Genomic DNA, 13,449 nt, shown 5'->3' with positions numbered 1-13,449 from the left:
TTAGGGCTGGAGAAGGCGAGACTGCCGACGCTGTCGCTCGGCAGACAGTCACAGCAACAGAGCGCGACGGAGCAGACAGCAAAAGAGCGCGACGACCAACCAAAAGAGCGCGACGGGATTCGCGACGATGCCGAGAACGTCCATGGGAAGTGTATCGTACCTCCCGACCAAGAAAGTGTTGTCTTTCTAACTCGACTGGCTAACGACTACCCGGGAGCAGGCTCCGATAGTCGTCGAGAACAGAGACAGTTTAGGGCTGGAGAAGGCGAGACTGCCGACGCTGTCGCTCGGCAGACAGTCACAGCAACAGAGCGCGACGGAGCAGACAGCAAAAGAGCGCGACGACCAACCAAAAGAGCGCGACGGGATTGAGCAAACGCGAAGCGTTTGCGATGTCCGTCGCGCGAGCGAGGAGCCGAAGGCGACGAGCGAGCGCGACGGGATTCGAACCCGCGACCATCGGATTAGAAGTCCGACGCTCTGTCCGACTGAGCTACGCGCCCTCGATGCCCACAAACCGGCCCTGCAAGAAAAACGAATCGGGTTCTACCCGTCCCGACCTACCCGTCGAACCGGTACAGCGACGTGACCGCAGGGAGCCGGTTGAGCATCCAGATGCCGACCGGGAGGCCGATGATGGTGAGCGTGAACAGCACCGCCACGTTCGCCCAGACCCAACAGAGCGCGACGGGATTCGAACCCGCGACCATCGGATTAGAAGTCCGACGCTCTGTCCGACTGAGCTACGCGCCCTCGATGCCCACAAACCGGCCCTGCAAGAAAAACGAATCGGGTTCTACCCGTCCCGACCTACCCGTCGAACCGGTACAGCGACGTGACCGCAGGGAGCCGGTTGAGCATCCAGATGCCGACCGGGAGGCCGATGATGGTGAGCGTGAACAGCACCGCCACGTTCGCCCAGACCCAACTCAGCCACCAGCCGACGAAGACGAAGTAGACGGCTCGAACGACGACCGACCGCTGGCCACGGCCCGAGTCGGGGTCGAGTCGGGTTTTCGGCTCTTTCAACGACAGCACCGTCGGCACGAGGTTGATGAGCGCGACGCCGAGCGGGATACCGATGACGGTCGCGTTCAGGAACCACGCGACGTTGACGACGGCGGGCGTCGCCCACCAGCCGACGAAGACGAACCAGATGGCGCGGACGACGAACGAGCGCTGAGACATACGCGTAGTACGCGGGCCGAGGCGAAAAGCGACGGGGTGGCGGAGTCCGCCGGGCCGGCGACGAGAGAGCGGCGAAACCCGCCACCCGGAGCGACGTGAAGGGAGGCTTTAACAGCGCCAACGCGGTAACACCGGCTATGAGAGTCATCGGGACGGTCGGCCTGCCGGGAAGCGGCAAGGGCGAACTCGCCGAGGTGGCCCGCGAAGCGGGCGTGCCCGTGGTGACGATGGGCGACGTCATCCGCGAGGAGTGTCGCCGCCGCGGGCTCGACCCCGCGACGGACCACGGGAAGATAGCGACCGCGCTCCGCGAGGAAGAGGGCGACGACGCCATCGCCGCGCGGTCCCTGCCGATGGTCGAAGAGCACCTCGAATCGAACGACGTGGTGCTCGTCGACGGGCTCCGGTCGGGCGTCGAACTCGACCGCTTCCGGGAAGCGTTCGGCGACGAGTTCGTCCTCGTGAGCGTCGAAGCGCCGTTCGAGACGCGCGCCGCGCGCCTGCTCGACCGCGACCGCGACGACAGCGACACCGACGTGGAGGCGCTGAAACAGCGCGAGCGCCGCGAACTCGACTTCGGCATGGGCGACGCGATGGACCGCGCCGACGTGGTCATTCAGAACACCGGCACGCTGGCGGAATACCGCGAGACCATCGCGAAACTGTTCGAAGAGGGGCCCGAGGCGGTCGCGGAGGCCGACGCGTGAGCATGATTTACAGCGTCGACGTTCGCATCGAGGTGCCCGTCCGCGACACCGAGGTCACCGACCGCGTCGGCGACGCCGTCGAGAACATCTTCCCCGGCGTCGAACTCGAACACGAACCCGGAACGCTCGTCGGAGAGACCCACGAACTGGAGCGCTTCTCGGAGCGCCTCCACGAGCAGGCCATCCTCGACACCGCCCGCCGCGAGTTCGCGAAGCGCCGCGACGACGACGGCTTTTCGTTCGCGCTGAAAAAGCAGGCCGCGTTCAAGGGCGTCGTCAACTTCTCCGTCGGCAACCCCGACGAACTCGGCGACATCGAGGTCCACGTGACCGTCCGCGACCCCTCCGTCGACGAGGTCATCGACTACATCGCGCCGCCGACCGAAGACGGACGGCCGGTCGACCCGAACGACCGCTGAGTCGCAGACGACGTCTTCTCGGCCGCTCAGGCGACCAGCAGCGCCACCGCGACGGCGATGAAGACGATTTTCAGCCCCGTGTTGACGGCGATGACCTTCGACCCGAACTCGGGACCCCAGATGCCGTACTGGAAGGGAATCGACCGCTTGAACGTCGAGACGGCGAAGGAGATGATGCCGCCGATGAGCATCGTCGCCACGGCCTGCTTCGGCGTGAACGTCTCGCCGATGGCCGGCGCGATGGTCGCCGCGCCCGTCGTCGTGTCGAACGCGAAGGCGACGACGACGGGAACCGCCGCGCCCGGCAGGCCGACGAGGTTCGTCAGCGGGCTGGCGAGCGCCGCGAACGATTCGAGGTCGGTCGTCCGCAGGAGGAGCGTGACGGCCACGTAGACGACCGCGAGTCGCGGGACGATGCGCCGCAGTTTCTTCCACGTGCTCCGAGCGGCGTCTTCGAGCATCTCTCGGAGGGAGTCGTCGGTGTCGTCCGCGTCTGCGGCGTCCGCGTCGACTGAGTCGGTCGTCTCGCCGTCCGAAGTGGCCGCCGCGTCGGCCGCGTCGACCGCGCCGCCCGAGCCATCGGTCTCGGCGACGGCGACCGGAGTCGTGTTGCGGTCAGAAAGGAGCACCGCGCCGGCGACGACGCCGGTCGCGGTGATGGCGAGCGCGATGGCCGCCCGCGCGCCGACGTACATGAAGCCGACCTCGCGGCCGAGAATGGGGATGAGCACCGGCCAGTAGAAGGTGAAGATGTGCTGGACGAAGCCGAAGAACGTGTTGATGGTGACGGCGACGAGGGTCGCCCGGTCGTCGAGGACGCCCGACTCGCGGAACTCCGCGAGCATGCCGTAGCCCGCCGTCGTCGAGGCGGCGGTGGTGACGATGGCCGTCCCGACCTCGTCCGGGAGGTTCGCGGGGCTCGTCAGATACCGCGAGAGCCCGGCGATGCGCTCGACGAGGCCGAAGGCGACGACGAGGTTCGCGGCGAAGACGCCCACGGCGATGTAGGCGGCGATGCGCGCGACTCGCGGGAGCACCTCGAACAGCACCGGGAGGACGGCCGACGACTGCACGAGCGAGGGTCGGTTCCGAGCGAACTAATCGGCGTCGGTCGGCGGGAGGCGGTTCGAGCGTCGGGGTCAGACGAGCACCTGCGCAACCCCGAACAGGACGACGACGCCCAGCACGTCGCAGACGTTGGTGACGACGGGGATGACCACGTCGTCGGGGTCGAGGCCGAACCGGTAGGCGACGTAGGTCGCCGAAAACGTCACCAGAACCGCGAGGACCGCGAGCGAAATCCCGCTCGACAGGGCGACGATGACGACCGTCCGCAGGGCCAGCGACGTGTCGCCGGAGACGAGGAACGTGGCGACCCACGCGCCCGCGCCGATGACGGGGAAGACCGTCACCGCGAGGGCGAGCGTGGCGACGGCGTTCCCCGCGAGTTCGTCGTCGCGGGGCGAAAACGAGAGCGTCCCGAGGTGGAACGACGTGGAGAGTCGCGCCGCGAGGACGCTCCCGAGGTTGCCCGCGGTCCCGATGGTGACGGGGACGAGCACGAGAAGCGACGGGTAGCGGAGTAGCTGCGCCTCGAAGCTCCCGAGGACGAGACCGCTGCCGAGTTCGACGAGCGTGAGCACGAGGAGCACCGGGAGCATCGCCCGCGTGATGGCGCGAACGGTCCACTCCGTCGGCACTCAGAACACCCCCGCGACGGCGAGGACGGTTCTGACGGCGATGAGCAAAAAGAGGATGCCGAACACGTCGCCAGTGGTCGTCACGACCGGGCCGACGATGGTGTCGGGGTTGCGCCCGCGGCGATAACCCGCGAAGACGACGCTGACGACGACGACGGTCAGGACGATGCCGGAGAGCAACCCGGCGACGATGGCGACGCCGACGAGAATCGGGAGGGGCGCGACCCGACTGCCGAGAAACGTGAGGAGGAAGTACGCCACGACGGCGGCGAACGTGCTCGTGAGCACGCCGTTGGCGAGCGCGGCCGTCGCGGCCGCCCGGAGGCGCTCGTCGCCGCCGGTGACGCGGGGTTCGATGAGCCCCTGGTGGAGCGCGGTGGCGATGCGAGCGCCGAGCGAGCCGTAGACGTTCCCGCGGGTCGCCAAGAGCGCGGGGACGAGCACGAGAAGCCCCGGCACGGCCCGGAGTTCGGCCCGCATCCCGCCGAGGACGACACCGGCGATGAGGCCGCCGACGAGGCTGGCCGCGAGCGCGGGCAAGGCTTCCTTGTAGGCCTCGACCGCCACGTCTCGCACGGTCATTGTGGGGTGCGACGGCCCCGAGCGTTAAAAGTCGGCGGTATCCCGGCGAACCGCGAGAACTGCGGGCTGTGGCGTCGTGGAAGTAGAAGCGCAGAAAACGAGGAATAGAACGGGAACTGCGAAGTTAGAACGGACCCATGCCGCCGAGGCCGCCCATGCCGCCGCCGCCGTCCTGATTCTGGAGCTTCTTCATCATGCGCTGCATGTCGCCGTCGCCCATGTTCTGGAACTGCTTGATGGTCTGTTCCATCATGCGGTGCTGTTCGAGGAGCTCCTGAATCGTCTCCTCGTCCTGTCCCGACCCCTGCGCGATGCGCTTGACGCGGGAGGCACCGACCTTACGCGGGTTCTCCAGTTCCTCTTCGGTCATCGAGTCCATGACGACCTCGAACGCGCGCATCCGGTCTTTCGTCACGTCCATCGCGTCGTCCGGTAGCTGGTCTTTGATGCCGCCGCCGAAGCCCGGAATCATGTCGAGCACCTGGTCGAGCGGCCCCATCTTGTTCATCGCCTCCATCTGCTTTTGCATGTCCTTGAGGGTGAAGTTCCCCTTCATCATCTCCTCGGGGTCCCAGTCCTCGTCTTCGGCCTGGGTCTCGGACATGGCGCGTTCGACGCGCTCGGAGAGCTGTTTCAGGTCACCCATGCCGAGCAGGCGGGAGATGAAGCCGTTCGGCTCGAAGCGCTCGATGTCCTGAACCGTCTCGCCCATGCCGAGGAAGGCGATAGACGAGTCGGTCTCGTTGACGGCGGTCAGCGCGCCGCCGCCCTTCGCCGTCCCGTCGAGTTTGGTGATGACGACGCCACCGATGCCGATGGACTCGTCGAACTGCTGGGCCTGTTCTTTCGCGCCCTGCCCGATTGCCGCGTCGAGGACGAGCAGGTTCAGGTCGGGCTGAACGACGCCCTCTATCTCCTCGATTTCGGCGATGAGGTCGTCTTCGAGCGCGTGGCGACCGGCCGTGTCGACGATGTGCACGTCGGCGTCCTCGGTCGCTTCGAGACCGTCGCGGGCGATTTGGACCGGGTCGTCGCAGTCGGGGTCGCCGTAGAAGTCGACCTCGGCGCGCTCGCACATCTGCTTGGCCTGGTCGTACGCGCCGGGGCGGAAGGTGTCGGTCTGGATGACCGCGGGGCGAAGCCCCTTCTTCGAGAACCACCACGCCATCTTGGCTGAGGTGGTCGTCTTCCCCGACCCCTGGAGACCGGCGAGCATGATGGTCTGCGATTCGAGCGGAATCTCCGTCGATTCGCCGATGAGGCCGACGAGCTCCTCGTAGACGATTTTCAGGACGTGGTCGCGCGCGCTCGTGCCGCCCGGCGGCTCTTCTTCCAGCGCGCGGGTCTTGATAGAGTCCGAGAGGTCCATGACGAGGCTGACGTCGACGTCGGCGGAGAGCAAGGAGCGCTGTATCTCCTTGACGATCTCCTGAACGTCGTCCTCGTCGAGGCGGGACTTCCCTCGCAGTTTATCGAGACTGCCGCGGAGGGAACTCCCGAGATTGTCGAGTACCATTGTCCCTTCCTACGCCGTCGCGTCGGTAAAGGCTTTATCCGTCGCGTTGAGCGCGAGCGGGCCGAAGACCTTTCGCGCGAGGCACCGACAACGCACTCGATGACCACGATTCTCGTCCTCGACCGCCCCACGCACGGAATCCCGGCGTCGGAGTACGCCGCGGCCCTCCGCGAGCGCCTGCCCGACGCGACCGTCCGCCATCCGAAGACGACCGCGGAGACGCTCGACGCCGCGCGCGACGCGACCGTTATCACCAGCACGTCGCTCCCCGACGACGTGCTCGCCGCCGCCGACGAACTCCGACTGTTCGCCGGCGCGGCCGCCGGCTACGACCACCTCCCGCTGGAGACACTCCGCGAGCGCGGCGTCCTCGTCACCAACGCCTCCGGCGTCCACGGCCCCAACATCGCCGAACACGTCCTCGGCTCCCTGCTCATGATTACCCGCCGACTCGACGAGGGGCGCCGCCGCCAGCGACGCCGCGAGTGGCGACACTTCCAGTCGTATGGCGAATTGCACGGCTCGACGGCCACCGTGGTCGGCCTCGGTGCCATCGGACAGGCGGTCGTCGAGCGACTCGACGCGTTCGGCGTCGAGACCGTCGGCGTCCGCTACACGCCGGAGAAGGGCGGCCCGGCCGACGAGGTACTCGGGTTCGACGACCTCGAATCGGCGCTCGTCCGCACCGACTTCCTCGTGGTCGCGTGCCCGCTGACCGACGAGACGCGCGACCTCATCGACCGACGGGCGCTGAGCGCGCTCCCCGAACACGCCGTCCTCGTCAACGTCGCGCGCGGCGGTATCGTCGACACCGACGCCCTCGTCTCGCACCTCCGAAGCAACCGGCTCCGCGCCGCCGCCCTCGACGTGACCGACCCGGAGCCGTTGCCCGAAGACCACCCGCTTTGGGGCTTCGAGAACGTCTACATCACCCCGCACGTCTCCGGCCACACGCCGCACTACTGGACGCGGGTCGCCGACATCCTCGCCGAGAACGTCGAGCGACTGGCGTCGGCGTCGGAAGGCGAAACGCCAACGCTCCGCAATCAGGTGCTTCCGAGTCCGGAATCGGGCCCCGGACCGGACTCGCCGTCGAACCCCGACGCGAACCCCTGAGCTACTTCCCGCGACGAACCGTAGGCCCGGGCGATGACGACGCTCGCGTTCGGCCTCGACGCCGCGACCTATCTCGCCTTCTGCGGCGCGGCGGTCGCGCTCATCCTCGCGCCCGGACCCGACACGATGTACGTCCTCGCTCGCGGACTCGACGGGCGCGGGCCGGGCGTCCGGTCGGCGTTCGGCATCGCCACGGGCGTCCTCTTTCACACGCTCCTCGCGACGGTCGGCGCGGCGGCGCTCTTTCGAACCGTCCCCGAGGCCGCCGCGGCGCTCAAGTACGTCGGCGCGGCGTACCTCGTGTACCTCGGCGTCACCGCCCTCCGGAACGACGAGTTCGACCCCTCGGTCGAGACCGACGCCGGGGCGAGCTTTCGGCGGGGCGTCCTCGTCAACGCGCTCAATCCGAAAGTCGCGCTGTTCTTCCTCGCGTTCCTCCCCGGCTTCGCCGGACGCGGCGCGGGAACCGGGATACGGATGGCGAGTCTGGGCGCGACCTACGCCGTCCTCACGGCGCTGTACCTCTCGGTCGTCGCGCTCGGCGCGAACCGACTCGGGTCGAGGCTCGCGGAGACGCGGGTCGCGAGCGCGCTGAACTACGTCGGCGCGGGGACGATGCTGCTGCTCGGGGTCGTCCTCGTACTGGAGTGACGGAAAAGAACGACGGACCGATTACTCGTCTTCGCCGAGCAGGCGCTCGACCATCCGTTCGGGGTCGAACTTCTCGATGTGGTCGTAGCCCTGTCCCACACCGAGGAACAGGATGGGCTTGCCCGTCACGTACGCGATGGAGATGGCCGCGCCGCCGTTGGAGTCGGCGTCGGCCTTCGTCAGAATCGCGCCGTCGATGGCGGCCGCGTCGTTGAACTGCCGGGCGCGTTCGACCGCGTCCTGCCCGGCGACGGCCTCGTCCACGAAGAGGGTGAGGTCGGGGCCGACGACGCGGTCTATCTTCTCCAACTGCGCCATCAGGTCGTTCGAGGTGTGGAGCCGACCCGCCGTGTCGCCGAGGACGATGTCGATGTCGTGAGCCTCGGCGTACTCGACGCCGTCGTAGATGACCGCCGCCGGGTCGCCGCCCTGCTCGTGGGCGATGAGCTTCTTACCGAGCGCCTCCGCGTGCTCGCGGATTTGCTCGTTCGCGCCGGCGCGGTAGGTGTCGCCGTTGGCGAGCACCGTCGAGTAGCCCTGCTTTTCGAAGTAGCGGGCGAGTTTGGCGATGGTCGTCGTCTTCCCGACGCCGTTGATGCCGGTGAAGATGAGCGTGACCGGCTTGTCCGCCTCGGCGATGCGCTGGTCGAAGTCGAACTGCCCGACGCTGATGACCTCGTAGAGCGCGTCGTGGAGCGCCTCGGAGACGAGTTGCCCCGTGCTCTGGACCTGCTTTCGCGTCTCGCCGATGAGCTTCTCGCGGATAGTTTCGAGAATCTCCTCTGCGACCTGCATCTCGACGTCGCTCTGGAGGAGCGCCATCTCGAGTTCCCAGAGGGGGTCTTCGAGGTCTTCTTCCTCGATGACGACCTTCCCCGTGGCGAACGCGGCGGCGCGTCGGAGCCGACCCGGACCGGACGACCCGTCTTCGTCTTCCTCCGCCAGCGCGGCTTTCGCGGCGTCGGAGGCGAGCGACTCGCGCGGCCCGGCCTCGTCGGGCGCGGGTTCGTCCACGTCGGCCGCAGGTTCGTCGGCCATCTGCTCGTCGGCCGCCGCCGTCGCCGGTTCGGGCTCGGGTTCTCCCTCCGCGGTCGCCGCGGCCTGTTCGGGCGCGGAGTCCGCGTCGGTCACCGACTCGGCGTCCGCGGGAGCGTCGTCGACCGCGTCGGCTTCGGAATCGACGTCCGCGTCGCCGACGGAGTCGGTGTCAGCGGGTTCGGACGCCTCGGGTTCGACCGCCGCGTCTGCTGGTGCTGATTCCGCTTCCGCGTCGGCCTCGGTCTCGGCCTCGTCGGCCGCCGCTTCGGCCTTCTCTTCGGCGGTCTCTTCAACGTCGTTACGGAAGCGGTTGAGTTTCTTCTTCAGTCCGTCGAACATCTGAATAGTAGGAGGTGGGGGTTACCTTACTCGTCGTCGCCGTCGCCGCCCTCGCCCTGCATCTGCTGCATCTGCTGCATCTGCTGTTGCTGCATCTGCTGTTGGGCCTGCATCGCCTGCTCTTCGATCTCGTCGCTCTCCTCTTCGAGCTCTTCGATCTGGCCGCGGATGCTCGCGATTTCCTCGTCGAGCGCGTCCTGCTTGCGTCGCAGGGTCTCGATGGCCGTGCCCTGTTCCTGTTCGGCGGCGTAGCTCGCGCCGAGGGAGACGACGATTTCGTCGATGTCCTGGACTTCGGCGCGGAGATACGCGTCGCCGCCGAGGGGGACCTGCACCGTCGAACCCGTCTCGAGCGTCTCGATGGCCTCGACGGCCTCGTCGATCTCGTCCTTCTCGTCGTTCAGGTCCGAGACCTCGCCTTCGAGGGATTCGATTTCCTCGTCGAGGGCCTGCAGTTCCTGGGAGAGCTGCTGAAGTTGCTGCTGACCGCCACCCATCATGCCGCGGACACCTCGTTGAGTTCGACCTTCGTACGCTTGATTCCGTGCTCGCTCCCGATGAGCGAAAAGGCGCGTTCCTGTGCGACGTTCTCGTTCGGTGCTTCCACAGTCTTCGTGAACTCGTGGACGACGCCACGGCTCGTGAAGCTGCCCGCGATAATGAACTGGCTCATGCACGTCGGTCGGGTGGCGAGCGGGAAAGGTCTTCCTACTCGGAGCGAAACTGAAGCGAGAAACGGGGGGACGCGAGGCCCTCAGTCGATGTAGTCGAGGGCGTCTTCGATGCGACCCAGTTCGGGGCCGGTCGTGTCCTCGCCGACGATGTATCCTTCCTCGTTGGCGACGAGACCGGAGCCGACGAGCGGTCCACCGTAGTTTATCGTCCCGATGTCGGCGCGAACGTCGAGGAGCGCTTCGAGCGCTTCGAGTTCGGGTTCGCGCGACTTCGGGTGGCAGAGGACGCCGCGGTTGTTGGCGACGGCCGCCATGCCGACGGTTCGAACGTCCGCGAGGTCGCCGCGTTCGACGGGGACCTCGAGGGCCTCCTCGACGGCCGAGACGGCCTCGTCGGAGAGGTCCGCGTGGACGTACGCGCCGTAGTCGTTCGCGAGAACGACGTTGCCGGCGGCGTTGATGCGACCGGGAAGCTCGTAGACCGGGAGGTCCACGGCGTCGGTGAGGGCCTCCTTCTCACGGGACGTCGCGCGGCTCGACACGAGAAGTCCGTTCTCGTTACCCGTCGCTAACGCACCGACCGTGCCCGACCCGCCGACGGTCGTCTTGACCAGCGGCACGTCGAGTTCTTCGGCCATCTGCTCGGCGAGCGAGTCGTCGGCGTCCGGGCGGACCAACAGCGCGTCGTCGGTCGCGCGAGCGAAGACGCCGATGTAGGACGAACCGGCGAAGGAGGCGCGAAGCACCGTTTACTCGGCCGGTTCGGCTTCGACGACTGACTCGCCGTCCTCGTCGAAACGCGCGGCGCGGACGCGGAACTTGCTCGGCGGGCTCTGCCGACCGTGCGCCCAGATGTCCTCGTTGATCTGCGTGTCGAGACGCACGTTCTCGGCGTCGACCTTGAAGTGCTTCGCGAGGTGCTCGCGGATGAGCGTCATCGAGCGGCCCGCGCGTTCGTGTGCCGGGACCGCCTTCACGTCTCGGAGCGGGACGGTGACGACGCGCTCCTCGAAGTCGTTTGCGCTCATTGCTTACTCGTCCGTGTTGCTTCGCCGCCAGTTGCGACGCTTGGGGTTTCGCGTGACTTCCATGTCCGTCTTGAGCATGACCCACGCGGGGACGCGACTGTTCTGGCGTTCGAGCTTCGCCAGACGCTTCTTCTTAGACTTCGACTTCTTACCCATAGTGGGCTACACTTTCCATCCTCCGCATAAAATCTTGTTCCTTCGCGTTTCAGGCGTGTGAGGGGCGTCCGCACGCCCGAATCGGCGATAACCCGGCGTTCTCCCGGGGCGACGACGCGGGCGGGCGACCGAACCGACTCATTCAGTACCGGCGGCGCGAAATCCGAATCGAATGAGTCGGGCCAGAACCGCCGTCGCCTTCCTCGCGCTCTCCGCCGTCTGGGGGAGCGCCTTCCTCGCCACCGACATCGCCCTCCGGACGGTCCCGCCGGCGTTCCTCGGCGCGGTCCGCTTCGACGTGGCCGCGCTCCTGTTGTTCGTCGTCGCCGTCGCCCGCGGCGACCGGGTCCTCCCCGCCGCCTGCGACGAGTGGCGACCGATTCTCGCCGGCGGCGCGTTCAGCATCGGCGCGCACCACGCCCTCCTGTTTTCGGGGCAGGTGTACGTCCCCGGGTCGGTCGCGTCGGTCCTCCTCGGCATCATCCCGCTCGCGACGCCGACGCTCACCCGCCTGACGGCCGCCCGCGAGCGGCTCTCGGCGCACCGAATCGTCGGGCTCGTCCTCGGCTTTCTGGGACTCGTCGTCATCGCCAACCCGGACCCGGAGAACCTGCTGTCGTCGAATCTCGTCGGCGCGGCGCTCGTGTTCGGGTCGGCCGTCGCCTTCGCCCTCGGCGCGGTGCTGACCCACGACAGCGAGACGGAGATGTCGCTGCTCTCCGTGCAGGCGTGGATGATGCTCGTCGGCGCGGTCACGCTGCACGTCACGAGCGTCGCCCTCCCGTGGGAGTCCGCCGCCGACGCGGCGTGGACCCAGACGACGCTCGTCGCCACCGGCTACCTCGCGGTCGTCGCCGGCGCGGGCGGCTTCCTGCTGTACTTCTGGCTCCTCGACCGGGTCGGCCCAATCGAGGTGAGCCTCCTCGAATACGTCATCCCGATTTTCGCCGCCCTCGCCGACTGGACCGTCCTCGGGCGCGTGCCGACGCGCGCCACCGTCGCCGGCTTCGCGCTCATCTTCGCCGGCTTCCTGCTGTTCAAACGCGAGGTGATTCGGGGCGAACTCCGGCGTATCGTGGACCGCCGTCGCGGGCGGCGGTCGACCGACGACTGACGCGCCTCACAGCGAGAACCGCGTCACCGTCTCGTACTCGGGACCGTCGGGGCCGCGTTCGCTCTTCTTCAGTCGCACCTCGCGCACCCGAAACGTTCCGACCGTCGGCGACTCGTCCTCGACGACGCGCCGGACGAGGTCCTTCCCGCGGGCGTCGTCCATGCGGGCGAGCGTGACGTGCGGCGTGAAGTCGTGGCCTTCGGGGTCGAAGCCGATTGCCGTCGTCTCGCGCTCGATAGCCTCGTGCAGTCGCGTCAGCTCGGCCGCGCCGTCGTCGACGCCGACCCAGACGACCCGAATGTAGTCCAGCGAGGGAAAGACGCCGAGTCCGCCGACCGAGGCGTCGAAGGGGGCGACCCCGGCGGCGTCGACGGCCGATTCGACCGCGTCTCCCACCTCGTCGACGCGGTCCGGCGGCAGCTCTCCGAGGAACTTCAGGGTGACGTGCGCCCCCGCGGGGTCGGTGAATCGAAGCCCGTCCGCGTCCGAAAGCCGGTCCTGCACCGCGGCGACGCCCGCCGCGAGCGAGTCCGGGAGGTCGACCGCGAGAAAACAACGCATGGCAGATAGTTGACCCGAGTCGGACGTTAACGTTCCGCCGGGTCGCGGTCGGCGTCGCCCGCGCGGTCGTCCTCCTCGGGCGTCCACGTCCGGGCGATGCTGAACGCCTCGCCGTCGACGAACGTCACCTCGTACACGTCGGGCATCGTCAGGCCCGACCAGAACTCGCGCCCGTAGCGCGGGTCGTAGGCGTTGAACACGAGCGCCATGAGCGTCCCGTGGGTGCCGACGACGACGTGGCGGTCGGGGTAGGCCTCGACGAGTCGGTCCACGGCGGCGACGCCCCGCGCCTGCGCCTCGGCGTGGGACTCGCCGCCGGGATGCGACGCGTTCGGGTTCGCCCAGAGGTGTTCGACCGCCTGTTCGAAGTCGTCGACGTGCGACCCCGCGAGTTCGCGCTCTCTGAGGTCCTCGTCGACGATGAGCGGGGCGTCCGCCGCGTCGGCGACGCCCTCGACCGTGGCGCGGGCGCGCTCGTACGGGCTGGTCGCGACCACGTCCGCGAGGTCGGCGAGGCGGGCCGTGACGCGAGCGGCGTCGCGGCGGCCGCGACGCGAGAGGCCGCGGGTGCGCTCGGCGTCGGGGACGTACGGTGCGTGGGCGTGCCGGACGAACGACACGACCGTCGTCGGGGGCGCGGACATTCGGAGACGCTCGCCC

The 13,449-nt window shown here is 68.1% G+C and carries 19 protein-coding genes and 2 tRNA genes; 5 read left to right on the top strand and 16 right to left on the bottom strand.

What is annotated here, in order from left to right:
- Positions 1 to 429: 429 nt before the first annotated feature.
- From ABY42_RS00635 to ABY42_RS00625, 4 genes are all read right to left on the bottom strand, one after another.
- Positions 430 to 503: transfer RNA gene (locus ABY42_RS00635), tRNA-Arg, on the bottom strand.
- A 57-nt stretch (positions 504 to 560) separates the two neighbouring features.
- A complete protein-coding gene (locus tag ABY42_RS19310; protein ID WP_394325138.1) occupies positions 561 to 710 on the bottom strand; it encodes a hypothetical protein in 150 nt (49 codons plus the stop codon).
- Positions 680 to 753 (bottom strand) — tRNA-Arg (locus ABY42_RS00630). Before ABY42_RS00630 ends, ABY42_RS19310 begins: the two co-directional genes overlap by 31 nt.
- 57 nt (positions 754 to 810) lie before the next feature.
- Positions 811 to 1,188: a YccF domain-containing protein gene (locus ABY42_RS00625; protein ID WP_004973917.1), complete on the bottom strand. Its 378-nt coding sequence runs from the start codon at positions 1,186 to 1,188 to the stop codon at positions 811 to 813.
- Between the two features lie 137 nt (positions 1,189 to 1,325).
- On the opposite strand from ABY42_RS00625, the gene ABY42_RS00620 reads away from it, so the two are divergent.
- Positions 1,326 to 1,895 carry an AAA family ATPase gene (locus tag ABY42_RS00620; protein WP_050458451.1) on the top strand — a complete coding sequence of 190 codons (570 nt, stop codon included), beginning with the start codon at positions 1,326 to 1,328 and terminating at the stop codon, positions 1,893 to 1,895.
- A 2-nt stretch (positions 1,896 to 1,897) separates the two neighbouring features.
- Entirely contained in the window at positions 1,898 to 2,314 is a 417-nt protein-coding gene (locus ABY42_RS00615; RefSeq protein WP_004973919.1) for an RNA-binding domain-containing protein, read from the top strand.
- 26 nt (positions 2,315 to 2,340) lie between these two features.
- Here the strand turns inward: ABY42_RS00615 and ABY42_RS00610 are convergent, their stop codons facing one another.
- From ABY42_RS00610 to ABY42_RS00595, 4 genes are all read right to left on the bottom strand, one after another.
- Entirely contained in the window at positions 2,341 to 3,387 is a 1,047-nt protein-coding gene (locus ABY42_RS00610; RefSeq protein WP_050458450.1) for a nucleoside recognition protein, read from the bottom strand.
- Between the two features lie 66 nt (positions 3,388 to 3,453).
- A complete protein-coding gene (locus ABY42_RS00605; protein ID WP_004973921.1) occupies positions 3,454 to 4,014 on the bottom strand; it encodes a magnesium transporter in 561 nt (186 codons plus the stop codon).
- Positions 4,015 to 4,596: a magnesium transporter gene (locus tag ABY42_RS00600; protein ID WP_004973922.1), complete on the bottom strand. Its 582-nt coding sequence runs from the start codon at positions 4,594 to 4,596 to the stop codon at positions 4,015 to 4,017. It lies immediately after the preceding gene.
- Positions 4,597 to 4,720: 124 nt separating this feature from the next.
- Complete coding sequence (locus ABY42_RS00595) at positions 4,721 to 6,112, bottom strand: signal recognition particle protein Srp54 (protein ID WP_004973923.1); 1,392 nt, start codon at positions 6,110 to 6,112, stop codon at positions 4,721 to 4,723.
- Between the two features lie 99 nt (positions 6,113 to 6,211).
- Between ABY42_RS00595 and ABY42_RS00590 the strand changes: the two genes are divergently transcribed.
- Both ABY42_RS00590 and ABY42_RS00585 read left to right on the top strand, forming a co-directional pair.
- Positions 6,212 to 7,228: a D-2-hydroxyacid dehydrogenase gene (locus ABY42_RS00590; RefSeq protein ID WP_050458449.1), complete on the top strand. Its 1,017-nt coding sequence runs from the start codon at positions 6,212 to 6,214 to the stop codon at positions 7,226 to 7,228.
- Between the two features lie 33 nt (positions 7,229 to 7,261).
- Positions 7,262 to 7,879 carry a LysE family translocator gene (locus ABY42_RS00585; protein ID WP_004973925.1) on the top strand — a complete coding sequence of 206 codons (618 nt, stop codon included), beginning with the start codon at positions 7,262 to 7,264 and terminating at the stop codon, positions 7,877 to 7,879.
- A gap of 21 nt (positions 7,880 to 7,900) precedes the next feature.
- Here ABY42_RS00585 and ftsY read toward each other — a convergent pair whose 3' ends face one another.
- The 6 genes from ftsY to ABY42_RS00555 form a co-directional block, all read right to left on the bottom strand.
- Positions 7,901 to 9,256 (bottom strand): signal recognition particle-docking protein FtsY, encoded by a 1,356-nt coding sequence (ftsY, locus tag ABY42_RS00580; protein ID WP_050458448.1) that lies wholly within the window; start codon positions 9,254 to 9,256, stop codon positions 7,901 to 7,903.
- A gap of 26 nt (positions 9,257 to 9,282) precedes the next feature.
- Complete coding sequence (gene pfdA / locus ABY42_RS00575) at positions 9,283 to 9,753, bottom strand: prefoldin subunit alpha (RefSeq protein WP_008091152.1); 471 nt, start codon at positions 9,751 to 9,753, stop codon at positions 9,283 to 9,285.
- On the bottom strand, positions 9,753 to 9,929 hold the full coding sequence (rpl18a, locus tag ABY42_RS00570; protein ID WP_004973929.1) for a 50S ribosomal protein L18Ae: 177 nt from the start codon (positions 9,927 to 9,929) through the stop codon (positions 9,753 to 9,755). Before rpl18a ends, pfdA begins: the two co-directional genes overlap by 1 nt.
- A gap of 81 nt (positions 9,930 to 10,010) precedes the next feature.
- Entirely contained in the window at positions 10,011 to 10,676 is a 666-nt protein-coding gene (locus ABY42_RS00565; protein WP_004973930.1) for a translation initiation factor IF-6, read from the bottom strand.
- Positions 10,677 to 10,679: 3 nt separating this feature from the next.
- The gene (locus ABY42_RS00560; RefSeq protein ID WP_004973931.1) at positions 10,680 to 10,958 is read right to left on the bottom strand and encodes a 50S ribosomal protein L31e; all 279 of its coding nucleotides are present in this window, start codon (positions 10,956 to 10,958) and stop codon (positions 10,680 to 10,682) included.
- Between the two features lie 3 nt (positions 10,959 to 10,961).
- Positions 10,962 to 11,114, bottom strand: a complete 153-nt coding sequence (locus tag ABY42_RS00555; protein ID WP_004045214.1) for a 50S ribosomal protein L39e — start codon at positions 11,112 to 11,114, stop codon at positions 10,962 to 10,964.
- A gap of 172 nt (positions 11,115 to 11,286) precedes the next feature.
- Between ABY42_RS00555 and ABY42_RS00550 the strand changes: the two genes are divergently transcribed.
- Positions 11,287 to 12,228: a DMT family transporter gene (locus ABY42_RS00550; RefSeq protein ID WP_050458447.1), complete on the top strand. Its 942-nt coding sequence runs from the start codon at positions 11,287 to 11,289 to the stop codon at positions 12,226 to 12,228.
- A gap of 6 nt (positions 12,229 to 12,234) precedes the next feature.
- Here the strand turns inward: ABY42_RS00550 and thpR are convergent, their stop codons facing one another.
- Both thpR and ABY42_RS00540 read right to left on the bottom strand, forming a co-directional pair.
- Entirely contained in the window at positions 12,235 to 12,789 is a 555-nt protein-coding gene (thpR, locus tag ABY42_RS00545; RefSeq protein WP_004973933.1) for an RNA 2',3'-cyclic phosphodiesterase, read from the bottom strand.
- Positions 12,790 to 12,815: 26 nt separating this feature from the next.
- Entirely contained in the window at positions 12,816 to 13,433 is a 618-nt protein-coding gene (locus ABY42_RS00540) for a histidine phosphatase family protein (protein ID WP_004973934.1), read from the bottom strand.
- Between the last annotated feature and the right edge of the window lie 16 nt (positions 13,434 to 13,449).

This window comes from Haloferax gibbonsii (assembly GCF_001190965.1).
In the GTDB taxonomy this organism is placed as follows: Archaea; Halobacteriota; Halobacteria; order Halobacteriales; family Haloferacaceae; genus Haloferax; species Haloferax gibbonsii.
The sequence above is the reverse complement of the archived record's forward strand: the minus strand, read 5'-3'. Positions and strand labels throughout refer to the sequence as shown.

What these genes read in the sequence shown, in the direction of transcription:
- ABY42_RS19310 (WP_394325138.1), bottom strand. Translation starts at nt 710, where the DNA reads ATGGTCGCGGGTTCGAATCCCGTCGCGCTCTGTTGGGTCTGGGCGAAC.
- ABY42_RS00625 (WP_004973917.1), bottom strand. Translation starts at nt 1,188, where the DNA reads ATGTCTCAGCGCTCGTTCGTCGTCCGCGCCATCTGGTTCGTCTTCGTC.
- ABY42_RS00620 (WP_050458451.1), top strand. Translation starts at nt 1,326, where the DNA reads ATGAGAGTCATCGGGACGGTCGGCCTGCCGGGAAGCGGCAAGGGCGAA.
- ABY42_RS00615 (WP_004973919.1), top strand. Translation starts at nt 1,898, where the DNA reads ATGATTTACAGCGTCGACGTTCGCATCGAGGTGCCCGTCCGCGACACC.
- ABY42_RS00600 (WP_004973922.1), bottom strand. Translation starts at nt 4,596, where the DNA reads ATGACCGTGCGAGACGTGGCGGTCGAGGCCTACAAGGAAGCCTTGCCC.
- ABY42_RS00595 (WP_004973923.1), bottom strand. Translation starts at nt 6,112, where the DNA reads ATGGTACTCGACAATCTCGGGAGTTCCCTCCGCGGCAGTCTCGATAAA.
- ABY42_RS00590 (WP_050458449.1), top strand. Translation starts at nt 6,212, where the DNA reads ATGACCACGATTCTCGTCCTCGACCGCCCCACGCACGGAATCCCGGCG.
- ABY42_RS00585 (WP_004973925.1), top strand. Translation starts at nt 7,262, where the DNA reads ATGACGACGCTCGCGTTCGGCCTCGACGCCGCGACCTATCTCGCCTTC.
- ftsY (WP_050458448.1), bottom strand. Translation starts at nt 9,256, where the DNA reads ATGTTCGACGGACTGAAGAAGAAACTCAACCGCTTCCGTAACGACGTT.
- pfdA (WP_008091152.1), bottom strand. Translation starts at nt 9,753, where the DNA reads ATGGGTGGCGGTCAGCAGCAACTTCAGCAGCTCTCCCAGGAACTGCAG.
- rpl18a (WP_004973929.1), bottom strand. Translation starts at nt 9,929, where the DNA reads ATGAGCCAGTTCATTATCGCGGGCAGCTTCACGAGCCGTGGCGTCGTC.
- ABY42_RS00560 (WP_004973931.1), bottom strand. Translation starts at nt 10,958, where the DNA reads ATGAGCGCAAACGACTTCGAGGAGCGCGTCGTCACCGTCCCGCTCCGA.
- ABY42_RS00555 (WP_004045214.1), bottom strand. Translation starts at nt 11,114, where the DNA reads ATGGGTAAGAAGTCGAAGTCTAAGAAGAAGCGTCTGGCGAAGCTCGAA.
- ABY42_RS00550 (WP_050458447.1), top strand. Translation starts at nt 11,287, where the DNA reads ATGAGTCGGGCCAGAACCGCCGTCGCCTTCCTCGCGCTCTCCGCCGTC.
- thpR (WP_004973933.1), bottom strand. Translation starts at nt 12,789, where the DNA reads ATGCGTTGTTTTCTCGCGGTCGACCTCCCGGACTCGCTCGCGGCGGGC.
- ABY42_RS00540 (WP_004973934.1), bottom strand. Translation starts at nt 13,433, where the DNA reads ATGTCCGCGCCCCCGACGACGGTCGTGTCGTTCGTCCGGCACGCCCAC.